The 16630-nt window shown below is 73.0% G+C and carries 11 protein-coding genes; all 11 read left to right on the top strand.

Translation table 11 applies throughout. The features are described from left to right. Positions 1–205 precede the first annotated feature (205 nt). The 11 genes from AW27_RS08665 (at position 206) to AW27_RS08615 (ending at position 16414) form a co-directional block, all read left to right on the top strand. Positions 206–2293 carry a hypothetical protein gene (locus AW27_RS08665; protein ID WP_037928472.1) on the top strand — a complete coding sequence of 696 codons (2088 nt, stop codon included), beginning with the start codon at positions 206–208 and terminating at the stop codon, positions 2291–2293. Positions 2294–2414: 121 nt separating this feature from the next. Then, complete coding sequence (locus AW27_RS08660; protein WP_037928475.1) at positions 2415–3995, top strand: PucR family transcriptional regulator; 1581 nt, start codon at positions 2415–2417, stop codon at positions 3993–3995. Between the two features lie 153 nt (positions 3996–4148). Further along, entirely contained in the window at positions 4149–5594 is a 1446-nt protein-coding gene (locus AW27_RS08655) for an aldehyde dehydrogenase family protein (RefSeq protein WP_037928478.1), read from the top strand. Between the two features lie 152 nt (positions 5595–5746). Continuing rightward, positions 5747–7702: an acyl-CoA dehydrogenase family protein gene (locus tag AW27_RS08650; protein WP_037928481.1), complete on the top strand. Its 1956-nt coding sequence runs from the start codon at positions 5747–5749 to the stop codon at positions 7700–7702. Between the two features lie 96 nt (positions 7703–7798). Next, on the top strand, positions 7799–9130 hold the full coding sequence (locus tag AW27_RS08645) for a hypothetical protein (protein WP_037928484.1): 1332 nt from the start codon (positions 7799–7801) through the stop codon (positions 9128–9130). A gap of 12 nt (positions 9131–9142) precedes the next feature. Next, on the top strand, positions 9143–10405 hold the full coding sequence (gene dxr / locus AW27_RS08640) for a 1-deoxy-D-xylulose-5-phosphate reductoisomerase (RefSeq protein WP_172671403.1): 1263 nt from the start codon (positions 9143–9145) through the stop codon (positions 10403–10405). After that, positions 10402–11703 carry a M50 family metallopeptidase gene (locus tag AW27_RS08635; protein ID WP_037928491.1) on the top strand — a complete coding sequence of 434 codons (1302 nt, stop codon included), beginning with the start codon at positions 10402–10404 and terminating at the stop codon, positions 11701–11703. Before dxr ends, AW27_RS08635 begins: the two co-directional genes overlap by 4 nt. A 176-nt stretch (positions 11704–11879) precedes the next feature. Beyond that, on the top strand, positions 11880–13037 hold the full coding sequence (ispG, locus tag AW27_RS08630; protein WP_030767370.1) for a flavodoxin-dependent (E)-4-hydroxy-3-methylbut-2-enyl-diphosphate synthase: 1158 nt from the start codon (positions 11880–11882) through the stop codon (positions 13035–13037). Between the two features lie 179 nt (positions 13038–13216). Further along, positions 13217–14062 carry a GNAT family N-acetyltransferase gene (locus tag AW27_RS08625; protein WP_172671404.1) on the top strand — a complete coding sequence of 282 codons (846 nt, stop codon included), beginning with the start codon at positions 13217–13219 and terminating at the stop codon, positions 14060–14062. Between the two features lie 62 nt (positions 14063–14124). Continuing rightward, positions 14125–14667: a GNAT family N-acetyltransferase gene (locus AW27_RS08620; RefSeq protein WP_037928496.1), complete on the top strand. Its 543-nt coding sequence runs from the start codon at positions 14125–14127 to the stop codon at positions 14665–14667. A 43-nt stretch (positions 14668–14710) separates the two neighbouring features. Then, the gene (locus tag AW27_RS08615; protein WP_037928499.1) at positions 14711–16414 is read left to right on the top strand and encodes a proline--tRNA ligase; all 1704 of its coding nucleotides are present in this window, start codon (positions 14711–14713) and stop codon (positions 16412–16414) included. Positions 16415–16630 lie beyond the last annotated feature (216 nt).

Here is a 16630-nt window from a genome sequence, read left to right as displayed (position 1 = left end):
ACCGGGCCGGCGGCTCTTGACCTCGGCCGGTTCCGTACGTCACCTGGCTGATCGTCCCACCCTCGGCAGCCTTCATGCCTGTCGCGGTTTCGACTGCGTGTCATGACCACCGGTGCGAAGACGACCTGGGTCCACCCGCGGGGCCCCGACGGCCACTACATTGAGCGACGCAGCAGCGCAGGGACGGTCAGGGGGCAGGGGTTTCATGGACACCGACGGCACGCACGGGACGCGCCCGAACCGCACCGGCCACATCCCGAGACCGGCCGCTCCGCCGAAGCCGTTGCACGCACCGACGGCCGGGCCGACCCTGGGGGAGTGGCTGCGGGTAGTCCGCACTTCGGACGGGCCGGGTGTATGGACGTACGGGCACGTGGCGCGTGCTGCCGAGGAACCCGAGGTCACCCCCACCCGCCAGCTGGTCAGCGGAGCCCTGATCTCTCTGTTGGCCGGCCTGCTGCTGTGGTCGCTGCTGTGGAACGGCTACCTGGGCAGGTTCTGGCTCTGGCCGCTCTACATGTTCACGCCCGACTCCTGGGCCAATAACTTCCTGTCCGTGGTGGCCTCGTACAGCTGGTACGCCATCGTCGCGATCATCCTGATCGTCGGATTCGGGCGGCTCGGCCGATGGCCGGAGCTGCTGCGCAGGTTGCTTCGCAGCCGGGCCGCACAGCCCCTGCACTCCGCCGACCCCGCCCCCCGGCCCGGCGGGGAGGACGATCCCGTGCGATGGCCGCAGCTGCGGGCCGCCGGGCTGGCGGAGGCGGCCGACCGGCTTGAGGGGGAGGCCGGGGGCGGGCGGATGAACGACGTGGACTACGCCCGCATCCGCCGGGCCTGGGACTCCGTGCGGGTCGATCCCTCCCGCATGCGGGCCTTCGCGGACTCCGTCCGCGACAAGGGCGCCGGGGCCTGCGTGCACCCCTCCGGCGACCGGGACCTGCCCGTGCGGGCCGCCCGGCACGACCTGCTGGCCCGGCAGGTGTTGCTCGGCACCGTGGAGGACGGGGTCCGCAACCCGTACGCCCGCCGCGGCACCTCCCTGGCGCTCGACCCGGACGTGCTCGGCACCTCCCTGCTCGCCGTCGGCCCGTCCGGCACCGGCAAGACCCGGCACCTGGTGCGGCCCGTCGTGGAGTCCCTCGCGCTCCAGGCGCTGGCCGGCCAGGCCGCCGTCGTCGCCGTCGGCGCGGCCGGCGCCCAGCTCGGGCCCGACGACGCCTACGACGTCGTCGTCCGGGTCGGCGACCCCGCCTCGGTGTACGACCTCGACCTCTACGGCGGCGCCACCGATCCCGACGAGGCCGCCACCCTGCTCGCCGAGGCGTTCGTCGGGGACGTCCCCGGGATCGACGTACGCCGGGCCGCGACCGCCCTCGCCCAGCTGCTCGGGCCGTTCCGCGCGGCGTACGACCGCTTCCCGACGGTGCCCGAACTGCGCGAGCTGCTCGACCAGGTCCCGGCCGCCTTCGACGCGCTGCGCCGCGAGCTCGCCGCCGACGGCGCGGCCCGGCACACCATGCTGCGGGAGCTCGACGCCCGCGCCCGCCAGCACGGGGCGCACGGGGACCCCGGTCCGGCCCTCGCCGACCGGGTGGCGCTGCTGGACCGGCCCGCCTTCGCCGGCTTCTTCGACACCACGGGCCACGGCCGGCCGTTCTCGCTGCGCGCCCTGGAACACCCGATCCGGGTCCGCGTGGATCTGCCCGAACGCGGGCACGCCGACGCCTCCCGGATGCTGGCCAGGCTGCTGCTCGCCCAGTTCAACGCCGCCGCGGCCGCCCGCGCCGACCGCTCCCTCTTCGCGTTCCTCGCCTTCGACGACGCCTCGCACACGTTGACCGCCGAGACCGTGCGCGGCGTGCAGCGGCTGCGCTCGGCGCACGCGGGCGTCCTGCTCACCCTGCGCTCGCTGGACGACGTACCGGAGCCGCTGCGCACCCCCCTGCTCGGGGCGGTCGGCTGCCGGATGGCCTTCTCCGGGGTCACCACCTGGGACGGCAAGCGCTTCGCCGAGGCCTGGGGCACCGAGTGGGTGGAGACGCGCGACGTCACCCACCGCACGGTCTTCGCCGACCAGCCGCTGACCCGGGCCATCCACGCCTTCCGCAAGCTCGTCACAGGCAAGGCGGTCACCACGGACGCGGTGACCGTGCGGCAGGTGGAACGGGAGCGGTGGTCGGCCTCGGACCTGGCGCACGCCGTGCCACCGGGACACGCGGTGCTCTCGCTCACCTCCGTGCAGGGGGAGCGGGCGGCCCCGCTGCTGGTCCGGCTGTCCGGAACGGCCTGACCCGCGCCCCGACCCGTACGAGGTGGCAGAATCGAGGGGAGTCGTGCGTACGACACGGCGAAAAGGCGTCGACGGCTCCCGCGTTCCCGCCGTCCCCTCCCGCTAAGGCTCCTGGTAACCGATGCCGCTGACCCTCGCCTCCCTCGTCCAGCACTCGGCGCTCAAGCTCGGCGTCCGGGCGGGGGAGAACCGCCTGGACACCCCCGTGCGCTGGGCCCACGTCAGCGAACTCGCCGATCCCGTCCCCTATATGGAGGGCGGCGAACTGCTCCTGATCACGGCGATGAAGCTGGACGCCGACGACCCGCACGAGATGCGGGCCTACGTGCGCCGCCTCGCCGCGGCCGGAGTGGTCGGCATCGGCTTCGCGATCGGCGTCAACTACGAGGCGGTCCCCCAGGCGCTGGTCGAAGCGGCGCGGGCCGAGGACATGCCGCTGCTGGAGGTGCCGCGCCGGACGCCGTTCCTCGCCATCAGCAAGGCCGTCTCCGCGGCGCTCGCGGCCGACCAGTACCGGGCGGTGACCGCCGGTTTCGAGGCGCAGCGCGAACTGACCCGCGCCGCGCTCTCCGTCGACGGCCCCGCCGAACTGCTCGCGAAGCTCGCCGCGCACGTGCACGGCTGGGCGGCCCTCTACGACGCCTCCGGAGCGGTCGTGGCGGCGGCCCCCGACTGGGCGGCGCGCCGCGCCGCCCGGCTGACCCCGGACGTGGAGCGGCTGCGGGAACGCCCCGCACCCGCGAGCGCCGTGGTGGGAGGCTCCGAGGACCGCGTCGAGCTCCAGTCCCTGGGCACCGGCCGGCGGGCCCGGGGCGCGCTCGCCGTCGGCACGGGGGCCCCGCTGGGCACGGCCGAGAGGTACGCCGTCCACTCCGCGGTCGCGCTGCTGACGCTCACCACCGAGCGCTCACGCTCGCTGCACGACGCCGAGTCCCGGCTGGGGGCGGCGGTGCTGCGGATGCTGCTGGCCGACGAGCCGGACCACGCCCGGGCGGTGGCGGGCGACCTGTACGGGTCGCTGCTGGACGCGCCGTTCCGGCTGGTCGTGGCCGAGCCCGCGCTGGGGGGCACGGCGCGGCCGGAGGGCCTGGCGCTGCTGGCCGACGCGGTGGAGTCCGCCGCCGCCCGCACCGGGGAGGCGCTGCTGGTGGTACCGGAGCCCGGGAGGCTGGTGGTCCTCGCCGCCGACGCCGGCGCGGCCGTACGGGCGTGCACCGTCCACGCGGAGGCCCTGGAGGCCCGGCGCGGCCGCGACGCGGCCGGACCGGAGCCGGACGAACTGGTGGTCGGGCTTTCCGCACCCGCCGGGCCGGGCGGCGTCGCGGCCGCCCTGAAGCAGGCCGACCAGGCCCTCGCGGTGGCCCGTCGGCGCGGCCGCCCGCTGGTGGAGCACGAGGACATGGCGACGGGCTCGGTCCTGCCGCTACTGGCCGACGACGCCGTGCGGGCCTTCGCGGACGGCACCCTGCGTGCGCTGCGGGAGCACGACGCGACGGGCCGCGGGGACCTGGTGGCCTCCCTGCAGGCCTGGCTTTCCCGCCACGGCCAGTGGGACGCGGCCGCGGCCGACCTCGGCGTGCACCGGCACACCCTGCGCTACCGGATGAAGCGGGTCGAGGAGATCCTCGGCCGTTCCCTGGAGGACCCGGACGTCCGCATGGAACTGTGGCTCGCCCTCAAGGCCACCTCCACCCCGAGCTAAGGACCCGCACGGAGCCCGGCCGGGTGCGACAGTGACAAACCGGCGCGACCCCGGCGACCGGTACTACACGCCGGACAAACGCCGAATCCCCCGCGGAGTCCTACGGTGGAGGGGTCAGGACCCACCGCACACTTCCGAAGGGCCGGGATTCGCATGACTTCCACCCACGCCTTCTGGCTCGCCGGCCGCCAGGCCACCGGCGAGGACAGCTTCGACGTCCACTCCCCGTGGGACGGTCGACTGGTCGCCGCCGTCAGCGTGCCCACCGACGAGCAGGTCGAGGAGGCCGTGGCCGCGGCGTACGCCGTGACGGCGGAGTTCTCCGCAACCCCCGCCCACGTACGGGCCGCCGCCCTGGACCACGTGTCCAAGCGGCTCATCGAGCGCACCGAGGAGATCGCCCAGCTGATCTCCGCCGAGAACGGCAAGCCCGTCAAGTGGGCCCGCGGCGAGGTCGGCCGTGCGGTGTCCGTGTTCCGTTTCGCCGCGGAGGAGGCCCGCCGCTTCAACGGCGGCGAGGCCCAGCGCCTGGACACCGACGCCGGCGGTGTCGGTCGCCTCGCGCTGACCCGCCGCTTCGTCAAGGGCCCGGTCCTCGGCATCGCGCCGTTCAACTTCCCGCTGAACCTGTGCGCCCACAAGGTCGCCCCGGCCATCGCCGTCGGTGCGCCGATCATCCTCAAGCCGGCCCCGGCCACGCCGCTGTCCGGCCTGATCCTGGGCGAGCTGCTCGCCGAGACCGACCTCCCGGCCGGCTCCTGGTCGGTCCTGCCGGTCGCGAACGACAAGATGCCCGCCCTGGTGAAGGACGAGCGCCTCCCCGTCATTTCCTTCACCGGTTCCGACACCGTCGGGTACGCCATCCAGCAGTCGGTGCCCCACAAGCACTGCACCCTGGAGCTCGGCGGCAACGCCGCGGCCGTGGTCCTGGACGACTGGTCCTCCGAGGCGGACCTCGACTGGGCCGCGACCCGTATCGCGACCTTCTCGAACTACCAGGCCGGCCAGTCCTGCATCTCCGTACAGCGGGTCATCGCCGACGCCTCCGTCTACGACCGCCTCGTCGAGAAGGTCGTCGCGAAGGTCCAGGCCCAGGTCACCGGCGACCCCGGCGACGACGCCACCGACGTCGGCCCGCTCGTCTCCGAGGCCGCCGCCCAGCGCGTCGAGTCCTGGGTCGACGAGGCCGTCTCGGCCGGTGCCAAGCTGCTCACCGGCGGCAAGCGCGAAGGCGCCTCCTACGAGCCCACCGTCCTCGCGAACGTCCCCGACGGCGTCAAGCTCGCCACCGAGGAGGTCTTCGGCCCGGTCCTGACCCTGCTGCGGGTCGAGAACACCGACGAGGCCTTCGCCGCGGTGAACGACTCGAAGTTCGGTCTGCAGGCCGGTGTCTTCACGCACGACGTCCAGACCGCGTTCCGCGCCCACCGCGAGCTCGAGGTCGGCGGCGTGATCATCGGCGACGCGCCGTCCTACCGCGCCGACCAGATGCCGTACGGCGGCGTCAAGCAGTCCGGTGTGGGCCGCGAGGGCGTCCGCTACGCGATGGACGACTACACGTACGAGCGAGTCCTGGTCCTGACCGGCCTCGACATCTGATCTCGTACCGCCGAAAAGCCGACGGCCGGAGCCTACTGTGCGGGGGCTCCGGCCGTCCCCCTTTTCCATTCCGCGCACTTTGGGTACGACTCACAGGCAGCACCGGCCAGGAGGCCGGTACCCCCGACTCCAGCGGCGAGGTGAGTCCCCTCATGTCCGCAACACAGCCCGTACAGCCCAGCGGCACCCAGCCCAAGGTGACCGAGCGCGAGGCACGACAGGTCGCGGAAGCGGCCCGGGAGCAGGACTGGCGCAAACCCAGTTTCGCCAAGGAGCTGTTCCTGGGACGGTTCCGGCTCGACCTGATCCATCCCCACCCGCTCCCCGCCGAAGAGGACGTCCGCCGGGGCGAGGCCTTTCTCGCCCGGCTGCGCGAGTTCTGCGAGACCCGTGTCGACGGCGCGCTCATCGAGCGCGAGGCGAAGATCCCGGACGAGACCGTGCGAGGGCTCAAGGAGCTCGGCGCCCTCGGGATGAAGATCGACCCCAAGTACGGGGGGCTCGGCCTCACCCAGGTGTACTACAACAAGGCGCTCGCCCTGGTCGGCTCGGTCAGCCCGGCCATCGGGGCCCTGCTCTCCGCTCACCAGTCGATCGGCGTGCCCCAGCCCCTGAAGATGTTCGGCACGCAGGCGCAGAAGGACGCCTACCTGCCGCGCTGCGCCACCACCGCCATCAGCGCCTTCCTGCTCACCGAGCCCGACGTGGGTTCCGACCCGGCGCGCCTGGCCACCACCGCGGTCCCGGACGGCGACGACTACGTCCTCGACGGGGTGAAGCTGTGGACCACCAACGGGGTCGTCGCGGACCTGCTCGTGGTCATGGCCCGGGTGCCGAAGTCGGAGAACCACCGCGGCGGTATCACCGCCTTCGTCGTCGAGGCGGACTCGCCCGGCATCACCGTCGAGCATCGCAACGCCTTCATGGGCCTGCGCGGCCTGGAGAACGGCGTCACCCGCTTCCACCGGGTACGTGTCCCCGCCGACCAGCGCATCGGCGCCGAGGGCGCCGGGCTCAAGATCGCCCTCACCACGCTCAACACCGGCCGGCTCTCCCTGCCCGCCATGTGCGTCGGCGCCGGCAAGTGGTGCCTGAAGATCGCCCGTGAATGGTCCGGCGTACGCGAGCAATGGGGCCGGCCGGTCGCCCGGCACGAGGCGGTCGGCGCCAAGATCTCCTTCATCGCCGCCACCACCTTCGCCCTCGAAGCGGTCGTCGACCTCGCCTCCCAGATGGCCGACGAGGACCGCAACGACATCCGCATCGAAGCCGCCCTCGCCAAGCTCTACGGTTCCGAGATGGCCTGCCTGATGGCCGACGAGCTGGTCCAGATCCGCGGCGGACGCGGCTTCGAGACGGCCGAGTCCCTGGCCGCCCGGGGCGAGCGTGCCGTCCCCGCCGAGCAGCTGCTCCGCGACCTGCGCATCAACCGGATCTTCGAGGGCTCGACGGAGATCATGCACCTGCTGATCGCCCGCGAGGCCGTCGACGCCCACCTGTCGGTGGCCGGCGACCTCATCGACCCCGAGAAGGCACTCGGCGACAAGGCCAGGGCCGGTGCCCGCGCCGCCGGCTTCTACGCCCGCTGGCTGCCCCGGCTGGCCACCGGACCCGGCCACGTCCCCGGCACCTACCGGGCCTTCCACCCCGCGGGCCACCCCGACCTCTCCACCCACCTGCGCCACGTGGAGCGCAGCGCCCGCAAACTCGCCCGGTCCACCTTCTACGCCATGTCCCGCTGGCAGGGCCGCATGGAGACCAGGCAGGGCTTCCTCGGCCGGATCGTCGACATCGGAGCCGAGCTCTTCGCGATGAGCGCGGCCTGCGTCCGCGCCGAGCACCTGCGCGCCTCGGGTGAGCACGGCCGCGAGGCGTACCAGCTCGCCGACGCCTTCTGCGAGCAGTCCCGGCTGCGCGTCGAGGAGCTCTTCGGGCGGCTCTGGTCCAACACCGACGACCTCGACCGCAAGGTGGTCGCCGGAGTCCTGTCCGGGACCTACGCCTGGCTGGAGGAGGGCGTCCTCGATCCCTCGGACGACGGCCCCTGGATCGCGGACGCCGCCCCCGGACCCTCGAACCGGAAAAACGTGCACCGCCCCATCCGCTGACCTGCGATCATCGCCGCACGTCGGACAGACGTACGAGGATGAGTACGCGTGCGGATCCGGCACGCGTACGCGCACAGCACAGGGCGGACGAGAACGATGCCGACGGCCGAGCAGGACCGCACCAGCCGACGGCTGGCCTGGTGCGTGGCGCACCTCCTGCGCCACGCACCGGACCACGTCGTCGTCGACATGATCCGCCGCCTCGACCGGCCGACCCTGAAGTACCTCTGCCGCGACGCATGGCTGGCGGGTTCCACCGTCACCCTGCTGTTGCGCCACGGCGGCGCGGACGACCGCGGCCACATCGCCCACAACCCGCGGGTCCTGGGCCGGCCGCTGCCCGGCCTGCCCGGGCCGGCCCGCTACGCTCGCCGCCGCACACCGCCGGAACTCCTGCCCGTCCTGCGCGCCGAGCTCGGCCGGGACCCCGCCGCAGGGCCCCTCGCCACCGCCGAGCTGACCGGCCTGCTGCGCCGGCACGGCAGGCGCGGGCCGCGGGTCCCGCTGGACATCCTGGCGCTGCCCCACGCGACCGATCCCGGGCTGCTCCTCGCCGAGCACACCCGCCGGCCGCTGCCCGCGGGCTCCGTCGAGGCCCTGCTGCTCGTGGCCGACCTGCCCCGGGAGACCGTTCTCGGGCTGCTCGCCACCGCCGCGGAGACACCCGCGGACCGCGGCTCCTGGCACCGGCCCGCCGTCCGCGCCGTACGGATGGGCCGGCTCACCCACCAGGAACTCGTCGCCCACGTCGCCCCCGCGCGCCACACCCTGCTCCTCGGCCACCTCCCCGAACGCCGCTCCCTGCGCTGGACCCTGCCCGAACAGGCAGGCATGCAGACCGCCGTGATGCGGGCCCTGCGCCCGCTGGGGGACGACCCGCGGCTGTGGGCGGAGCTGCTGCGGTACGCCCCCGGGTACCGCGGACCGCTGCCCGCCCTGGTGGCGGGCGTCGCCGACGGGACCCTGCCCGGACCGGCCGGCACGGGAGAGCCGGACCCGGGGCTCGACCGGGCCGTGCGCCACCTGGCCCCTACGGCCGCCGAGCCCTCCGGGGACGTGGAGCGCGAACTGGCCCTCGCGAGCCTGGCCGTGCCCATGGAGAGCGCCGAGGAGGACATCCGCTGGGTGCGCGACTGCCTCGACCGCGGCCTGCTCACCGGTACCGACGTGATCCGGCACAAGCTGCCGGCCTGCTGGGCCCTCGACGAGGACCACTGGCTCGGCGAGGTGGACCGCCCCGACCGGCACGACCACCCGGAGGCCGTCCTCGCCGCGCACGCGGAGGCGTACCGGCTGCTCACCGCCGCCCTCGGCGAGGCCCCGGAGGCCTGGTGGCGCACCGCCCGCACGCTCCCCGACTTCGCCGGAACGCTCCCGCACCTCCTCCTGCGCGTCACAGAAGGGGGCTCCGTGTCGGGCCGCCCCTGACGTGCCGCGACAATGGGGGGCATGAGCGACCGTCCAGCCCCCCTCGCCGACCCGCACCTCCTCTTCGACCCCGCGGCCGGCCGCCGGGACATCGTGATCCTCGGGTCCACCGGCTCCATCGGCACCCAGGCCATCGACCTCGCCCTGCGCAACCCGGACCGGTTCCGGGTCACCGCCCTGTCCGCCGCCGGCGGCCGGGTGGCGCTGCTGGCCGAGCAGGCCCGGCTGCTGCGGGTGGAGAAGGTGGCCGTCGCCCGCGAAGACGCCGTACCGGCCCTGAAGGAGGCGCTGAGCGCCCAGCACGGCCCGGGCGAGACACTGCCCGAGATCCTGGCCGGGCCGGACGCGGCGACCGAGCTCGCCGCCTCCGAATGCCACACCGTCCTCAACGGCATCACCGGCTCCATCGGCCTCGCGCCGACCCTCGCAGCCCTGCGGGCCGGCCGCACCCTGGCGCTGGCCAACAAGGAGTCGCTGATCGTCGGCGGCCCGCTGGTCAAGGCCCTGGCCGGGCCCGGCCAGATCATCCCCGTGGACTCCGAGCACGCGGCCCTCTTCCAGGCGCTGGCCGCCGGCACCCGCGCGGACGTGCGCAAGCTCGTGGTGACCGCCTCCGGCGGCCCCTTCCGCGGCCGCACCCGCGCCGAGCTGGCGGAGGTGACCGTCGAGGACGCGCTCGCCCACCCCACCTGGGCCATGGGCCCGGTGATCACCGTCAACTCGGCGACCCTGGTCAACAAGGGACTGGAGGTCATCGAGGCGCACCTGCTCTACGACATCCCGTTCGAGCAGATCGAGGTCGTGGTCCACCCGCAGTCGTACGTGCACTCGATGGTGGAGTTCACCGACGGCTCCACACTCGCCCAGGCCACCCCGCCGGACATGCGCGGCCCCATCGCGATCGGCCTCGGCTGGCCCCAGCGGATCCCGGATGCCGCCCCCGCCTTCGACTGGACCAGGGCCTCCGCCTGGGAGTTCTTCCCGCTGGACACCGAGGCCTTCCCCGCCGTGGGCATCGCCCGGCACGTGGGCGCCCTCGGCGGTACCGCCCCGGCCGTCTTCAACGCGGCGAACGAGGAGTGCGTCGAGGCATTCCTGGCCGGTCGGCTGCCGTTCACAGCAATCATGGATACGGTCTCTGCCGTGGTCGATGAGCACGGGACGCCGCAGTCGGGAACCTCCCTGACCGTGCGGGACGTCCTTGAAGCAGAGGCCTGGGCCAGGGCCCGGGCGCGGGAGATGGCGGCTCGGGCCGCCGCGGAGGCGCGCGCATGACACTTCTGATGACGGTGCTCGGAATCGTGATCTTCGCGGTCGGCCTGCTGGTCTCCATCGCGTGGCACGAGCTGGGGCACCTCTCCACGGCCAAGATGTTCGGCATTCGGGTGCCGCAGTACATGGTGGGCTTCGGGCCGACCGTCTGGTCGCGGAGGAAGGGCGAGACCGAGTACGGGATCAAGGCCATCCCCATGGGCGGCTACATCCGCATGATCGGGATGTTCCCGCCCGGCGAGGACGGCAGGGTCACCGCCCGGTCCACCTCGCCGTTCCGGTCGATGATCGAGGACGCGCGCTCGGCGGCGTACGAGGAGCTCCAGCCCGGCGACGAGACCCGGCTCTTCTACACGCGCAAGCCGTGGAAGCGCGTGATCGTGATGTTCGCCGGCCCGTTCATGAACCTGGTCCTGGCCGTGGCGATCTTCCTCACCACCCTGATGACCTTCGGGCTGAACACCCAGACCACCTCGGTCGCCACCGTCTCGGACTGCGTCATCCAGCAGAGCGAGAAGCGGGACACCTGCCGGCCCGGCGACCCGGCCGCCCCCGCCAAGGCCGCGGGCCTCCAGGCCGGCGACAAGATCGTCGCCTTCAACGGCCGCGCGGTCGACGACTGGTCGGCCCTGCAGAAGGACATCCGCTCCACCGTGGGGCCTGCCACCATCACCGTCGTGCGCGCGGGGGAGCGCCTTGACCTCACCGCGAACCTGATCGAGAACAAGGTCGCCAAGACCGACGGCAGCGGCAGGTACGTCAAGGACGAGTACGTCACCGCCGGGTTCCTCGGATTCGCACCCGCCTCCGGCTACGTACCGCAGTCCTTCGGCCAGTCCGCCGAGCGCATGGGCGAGATGATGGAGGCCGGTGTGCAGTCGCTGGTCGCCCTGCCGTCCAAGGTCCCGGACTTGTGGAACGCCGCCTTCAACGGGGGCGAGCGCAAGCAGGACAGCCCGATGGGCGTCGTCGGTGCGGCGCGCGTCAGCGGCGAGATCTTCGCCCTCGACATCCCCGCACAGCACCAGCTGGTGTTCTTCCTGAACCTGCTGGCCGGCTTCAACCTCTCGCTGTTCCTCTTCAACATGCTGCCGCTGCTCCCGCTCGACGGCGGGCACATCGCCGGCGCGCTGTGGGAGTCCGTCCGGCGGGGCGTGGCGCGGATCTTCCGCCGCCCCGACCCCGGCCCGTTCGACGTGGCGACGCTGATGCCCGTCGCCTACGTGGTCGCGGGCCTGTTCATCTGCTTCACCCTGCTGGTGATGGTCGCGGACGTGGTGAACCCCATCAAGATCACCTAGCCCTCACGGCACACCGCGACGGGCCGTCGGGGGCCGGGCACACATCGGGCCCGGCCCCCGACGTTCGGGCCGTGCGCCCCCTCGGATGCACGGGGCGTGCCGTGGTTGGCGTAATCTCGAAGCCTGGAGCCCGCCGATATCGGGACCTCGATCCACACCTTGGGGTTGCACAGCAGATGACTGCCATCTCTCTCGGAATGCCGTCCGTGCCGACGAAGCTTGCCGACCGCAGGGTCAGCCGCAAGATCCAGGTCGGTTCCGTGGCCGTCGGAGGCGACGCACCCATCTCGGTGCAGTCGATGACCACGACCCGCACCTCCGACATCGGCGCCACGCTCCAGCAGATCGCCGAGCTCACCGCTTCCGGCTGCAACATCGTCCGCGTCGCCTGCCCGACCCAGGACGACGCCGACGCCCTCGCGGTGATCGCCAAGAAGTCGCAGATCCCGGTGATCGCCGACATCCACTTCCAGCCGAAGTACGTGTTCGCCGCGATCGACGCCGGCTGCGCCGCGGTCCGCGTGAACCCCGGCAACATCAAGCAGTTCGACGACAAGGTCAAGGAGATCGCGAAGGCCGCGAACGACGCGGGTACCCCGATCCGCATCGGCGTCAACGCCGGCTCCCTCGACGCCCGCCTGCTGAAGAAGTACGGCAAGGCCACCCCCGAGGCGCTCGTCGAGTCCGCGCTGTGGGAGGCGTCGCTCTTCGAGGAGCACGGCTTCAGCGACATCAAGATCTCGGTCAAGCACAACGACCCGGTCGTCATGGTCAACGCCTACCGCCAGCTGGCCGCCGCCTGCGACTACCCGCTGCACCTGGGCGTCACGGAGGCCGGCCCCGCCTTCCAGGGCACCATCAAGTCCGCGGTCGCCTTCGGCGCCCTGCTCTCCGAGGGCATCGGCGACACCATCCGCGTCTCCCTCTCCGCCCCGCCGGCGGAGGAGGTCAAGGTCGGCATCCAGATCCTGGAGTCGCTGAACCTCAAGCCGCGCCGCCTGGAGATCGTCTCCTGCCCGTCCTGCGGCCGCGCCCAGGTCGACGTCTACAAGCTGGCCGAGGAGGTCACGGCGGGCCTGGAGGGCATGGAGGTCCCGCTGCGCGTCGCCGTCATGGGCTGCGTCGTCAACGGCCCGGGCGAGGCCCGCGAGGCCGACCTCGGCGTCGCCTCCGGCAACGGCAAGGGCCAGATCTTCGTGAAGGGCGAGGTCATCAAGACCGTACCGGAGTCGAAGATCGTCGAGACCCTCATCGAAGAGGCGATGAAGATCGCGGCGCAGATGGAGGCCGACGGCGTCGCCAGCGGCGAGCCGACCGTCGCCATCGGCGTCTGACGCACCGGTCCGGCGCACCGCCCGCGCTGTCCGGCGAGGGCGCCGCAGTCGTCCGGCCCCGGCCCCGTTCCCGCAGTTCGGGAGCGGGGCCGGGGCCTTTTCGTGACCCGTGGACGCGGCACGGTCCGGTGCCGCCGGGTACAGTGCGGAGATCAGCAGACTTGCATGGTGAGGCCCCAGTGTTGACGCAGACCACCACCCGGGTCCTTGAACCCAGTGATCTCGACGCCGCGCTCGACGTCCTCGGACGCGAGCCGGTGGAGAACGCTTTCGTCACCTCCAGGGTCCAGGTCGCCGGACTCGACCCCTGGCGTCTGGGCGGCGAGATGTGGGGCTGGTACGCCGACGGCGAGCTCCGCTCGCTCTGCTACGCCGGAGCCAACCTCGTCCCCGTCTGCGCCGAGCCCGACGCGGTACGCGCCTTCGCCGACCGGGCCCGCCGCACCGGCCGCCGCTGCTCCTCCATCGTCGGCCCCGCCGCGCCCACCCGGCTGCTGTGGCAGCTCCTGGAGCCCAGCTGGGGGCCGGCCCGCGAGGTCCGCGCCCACCAGCCCCTCATGGTCATCGAGCACCCGTCCACCACGGTCGAGCCGGATCCGCAGGTCCGCCGGATCCGCAAGAACGAGATGGACCTGATCATGCCCGCCTGCGTGGCGATGTTCACCGAGGAGGTCGGCGTCTCGCCGATGGCCGGTGACGGCGGCCTGCTGTACCAGGCCCGCGTCGCCGAGCTCGTCGCCGGCGGCCGATCCTTCGCCCGCGTCGAGGACGACAAGATCGTCTTCAAGGCGGAGATCGGCGCCGCCACCTCCCGCGCCTGCCAGATCCAGGGCGTCTGGGTCGCCCCCGAGTTCCGCGGTCGGGGCCATTCCGAGACCGGAATGGCTGCCGTCGTCGCGTACGCGCTGCGCGACGTGGCGCCCGTGGTCAGCCTCTACGTCAACGACTTCAACACCGCGGCGCGGGCCGCGTACCACCGGGTGGGCTTCCGCGAGGTCGGTGCGTTCATGAGCGTGCTGTTCTGAACCGGGAGGAGACCGGGGGCGGGGCATTCCGGCACACCCTTACCGCGAAGTAAGGTCACCGCATGCTGCCTTCCGGAGTCCGTATCGGCCCCCTCGACCTCGCCGCCCGCGTGGACGAGGCCCTGCGCGTGCAGGCCGTCGCCTTCGGCCTGAGCGAGGAGGAGGTCGGCATCCGGCGCTACATCGTCCAGCGCCACATGACCTGCAAGGGAGCCCGCGCGCTCGGGGCCTTCGCCGAGGACGGCGCGCTCACCGGATTCGTCTACGGGATGCCCAACGACCGCACGCACTGGTGGTCCACCGTCGTCGAGCCCTACCTGCGGGCCGGAGGCCACGAGGAATGGCTCGACGGCTCCTTCGTCATCACCGAGCTGCACGTCCACCCCGGCTTCCAGGGCCACGGCATCGGCCGCTCACTGATCACCGCCCTCACCGACGACGCCGCCGAACCCCGCTCGATCCTCTCCGCCATCGACACCGAGAGTCCCGCCCGCGGCCTCTACCGGTCCCTCGGCTATGCCGACCTCGCCCGCCGGGTGCACTTCCCGAGCGCGAGCCTCCCGTACGCGGTCATGGGTGCCACCCTGCCGCTGACCAGGCCCTGAAACGGCTTATCGGGCTCCACCGCGACCCCGGTACGCTCCGGGGATGTCCACACATCACGTACAGCGCATGTCCCGCCTCATGGCCAAGACCCTCCGAGAGGACCCGGCCGACGCCGAGACCCTCAGCCACCGGCTCCTGGTCCGCGCCGGATACGTCCGGCGCAGCTCGGCCGGGGTGTGGACGTGGCTCCCGCTCGGCAAGCGGGTCCTGGACAACGTCAGCCGCATCGTCCGCGAGGAGATGGACGCCATCGGCGCCCAGGAGGTGCTGCTGCCGGCCCTGCTGCCCCGGGAACCGTACGAGGTGAGCGGCCGCTGGTCGGAGTACGGCGACCTGCTGTTCCGGCTCAGGGACCGCAAGGGTGCGGACTACCTGCTCGGCCCCACCCACGAGGAGATCTTCACCCTGGTGGTGAAGGACCAGTGCACCTCCTACAAGGACCTGCCGGTCATGCTGTACCAGATCCAGACCAAGTACCGCGACGAGGCGCGGCCCCGGTCGGGCGTGCTGCGCGGCCGTGAGTTCCAGATGAAGGACTCCTACTCCTTCGACGTGTCCGACGAGGCGCTGGAGGAGTCCTACCGGCTCCACCGCGAGGCCTACGTCCGCATCTTCGAGCGGCTGGGCCTGGACCACCGGATCGTGTCGGCGGTGTCGGGGGCGATGGGCGGCTCCGCGTCCGAGGAGTTCCTGGCCCCGGCCGAGGCGGGCGAGGACACCTTCGTGGACTGCCCCTCCTGCGCCTACGCGGCCAACACGGAGGCCGTGACCTTCGCGCTGACCCCCGCCTCCGGGGAGCACCCGGCGCCGGAGGAGGTGGACACCCCCGACACCCCGACGATCGAGACCCTCGCCGCGCACCTGAGGGTCCCCGCCTCGGCGACCCTGAAGAACCTCCTGGTGAAGGTCGACGGCGAGATCGTGGCCGTGGGCGTGCCCGGGGACCGGGAGGTGGACCTCGGCAAGCTGGGCGAACACCTGGCCCCCGCGGTCGTGGAGCTCGTCACGGCAGAGGACTTCGCGGACCGGCCCGACCTCGTGCGCGGGTACGTGGGCCCGCAGGGCCTGGAGAAGGTCCGCTATCTGGCCGACCCGCGGGTCGCGCCGGGCACGGCCTGGGTGACGGGCGCCAACAAGCCCGACACCCACGCCCGCAACGTGGTCTGCGGACGTGACTTCGAGGTGGACCAGTACCTGGACGTGGCGGTCGTGGAGCCGGGCGACCCCTGCCCCTCCTGCGGAGCCGGCCTCCGCCTGGACCGTGCCATCGAGATCGGCCACATCTTCCAGCTCGGCCGCAAGTACGCGGACGCCTTCGGGCTGGACGTGCTGGGCCGCGAGGGCAAGCCGGTGCGGGTCACGATGGGCTCCTACGGCATCGGCGTCTCCCGAGCGGTGGCGGCCCTGGCCGAACAAACCGCGGACGAGCGCGGACTGTGCTGGCCGGCGGCGGTCGCCCCGGCCGACGTCCACGTGGTGGCGGCGGGCAAGGCGGTGCAGCTCGCGCTGGCCGAGCAGGCGGCGACGGCCCTGGCGGGATCGGGCCTGCGGGTCCTGCTGGACGACCGTCCGGGCCTCTCCCCGGGCGTGAAGCTCACCGACGCGGAGCTGATCGGCGTGCCCTGGATCCTGGTGGCGGGCCGCCGATCCGGTGACGGGGTCGTCGAGCTCCAGGACCGTGCGTCGGGCACCCGGGAAGAGCTCCCCCTGGCGGATGCCCTCGCCCGGCTGGCGGCAACGGCCTGACCCCGGCGCCGGGCACCAGCCGTCCGCTCCGGCGAACACGCGGGCGCACAAACGGGCCTGACGCCCGGTCGGGCGGCGTCGGACCGCGGCCGGACCGCGGCCGGACCGCGGCCGGGCCGACGGCGCAGGGGAGGCTGCACGGAGGCCGGGACGCCCGGCCCCACCGCCCCCGCACCGCGGCAGCGCCCTCTCCGGGCGCCTGCCGGGGCACGCGGG

It is taken from the genome of Streptomyces sp. PCS3-D2 (assembly GCF_000612545.2).
In the GTDB taxonomy this organism is placed as follows: domain Bacteria; phylum Actinomycetota; class Actinomycetes; order Streptomycetales; family Streptomycetaceae; genus Streptomyces.
The sequence above is the reverse complement of the archived record's forward strand: the minus strand, read 5'-3'. Positions and strand labels throughout refer to the sequence as shown.

Bases quoted from the DNA above. Each gene is read 5' to 3' on its own strand.
- AW27_RS08665 (WP_037928472.1), top strand. From the start codon at position 206: ATGGACACCGACGGCACGCACGGGACGCGCCCGAACCGCACCGGCCAC.
- AW27_RS08660 (WP_037928475.1), top strand. From the start codon at position 2,415: ATGCCGCTGACCCTCGCCTCCCTCGTCCAGCACTCGGCGCTCAAGCTC.
- AW27_RS08655 (WP_037928478.1), top strand. From the start codon at position 4,149: ATGACTTCCACCCACGCCTTCTGGCTCGCCGGCCGCCAGGCCACCGGC.
- AW27_RS08650 (WP_037928481.1), top strand. From the start codon at position 5,747: ATGTCCGCAACACAGCCCGTACAGCCCAGCGGCACCCAGCCCAAGGTG.
- AW27_RS08645 (WP_037928484.1), top strand. From the start codon at position 7,799: ATGCCGACGGCCGAGCAGGACCGCACCAGCCGACGGCTGGCCTGGTGC.
- dxr (WP_172671403.1), top strand. From the start codon at position 9,143: ATGGGGGGCATGAGCGACCGTCCAGCCCCCCTCGCCGACCCGCACCTC.
- AW27_RS08635 (WP_037928491.1), top strand. From the start codon at position 10,402: ATGACACTTCTGATGACGGTGCTCGGAATCGTGATCTTCGCGGTCGGC.
- ispG (WP_030767370.1), top strand. From the start codon at position 11,880: ATGACTGCCATCTCTCTCGGAATGCCGTCCGTGCCGACGAAGCTTGCC.
- AW27_RS08620 (WP_037928496.1), top strand. From the start codon at position 14,125: ATGCTGCCTTCCGGAGTCCGTATCGGCCCCCTCGACCTCGCCGCCCGC.
- AW27_RS08615 (WP_037928499.1), top strand. From the start codon at position 14,711: ATGTCCACACATCACGTACAGCGCATGTCCCGCCTCATGGCCAAGACC.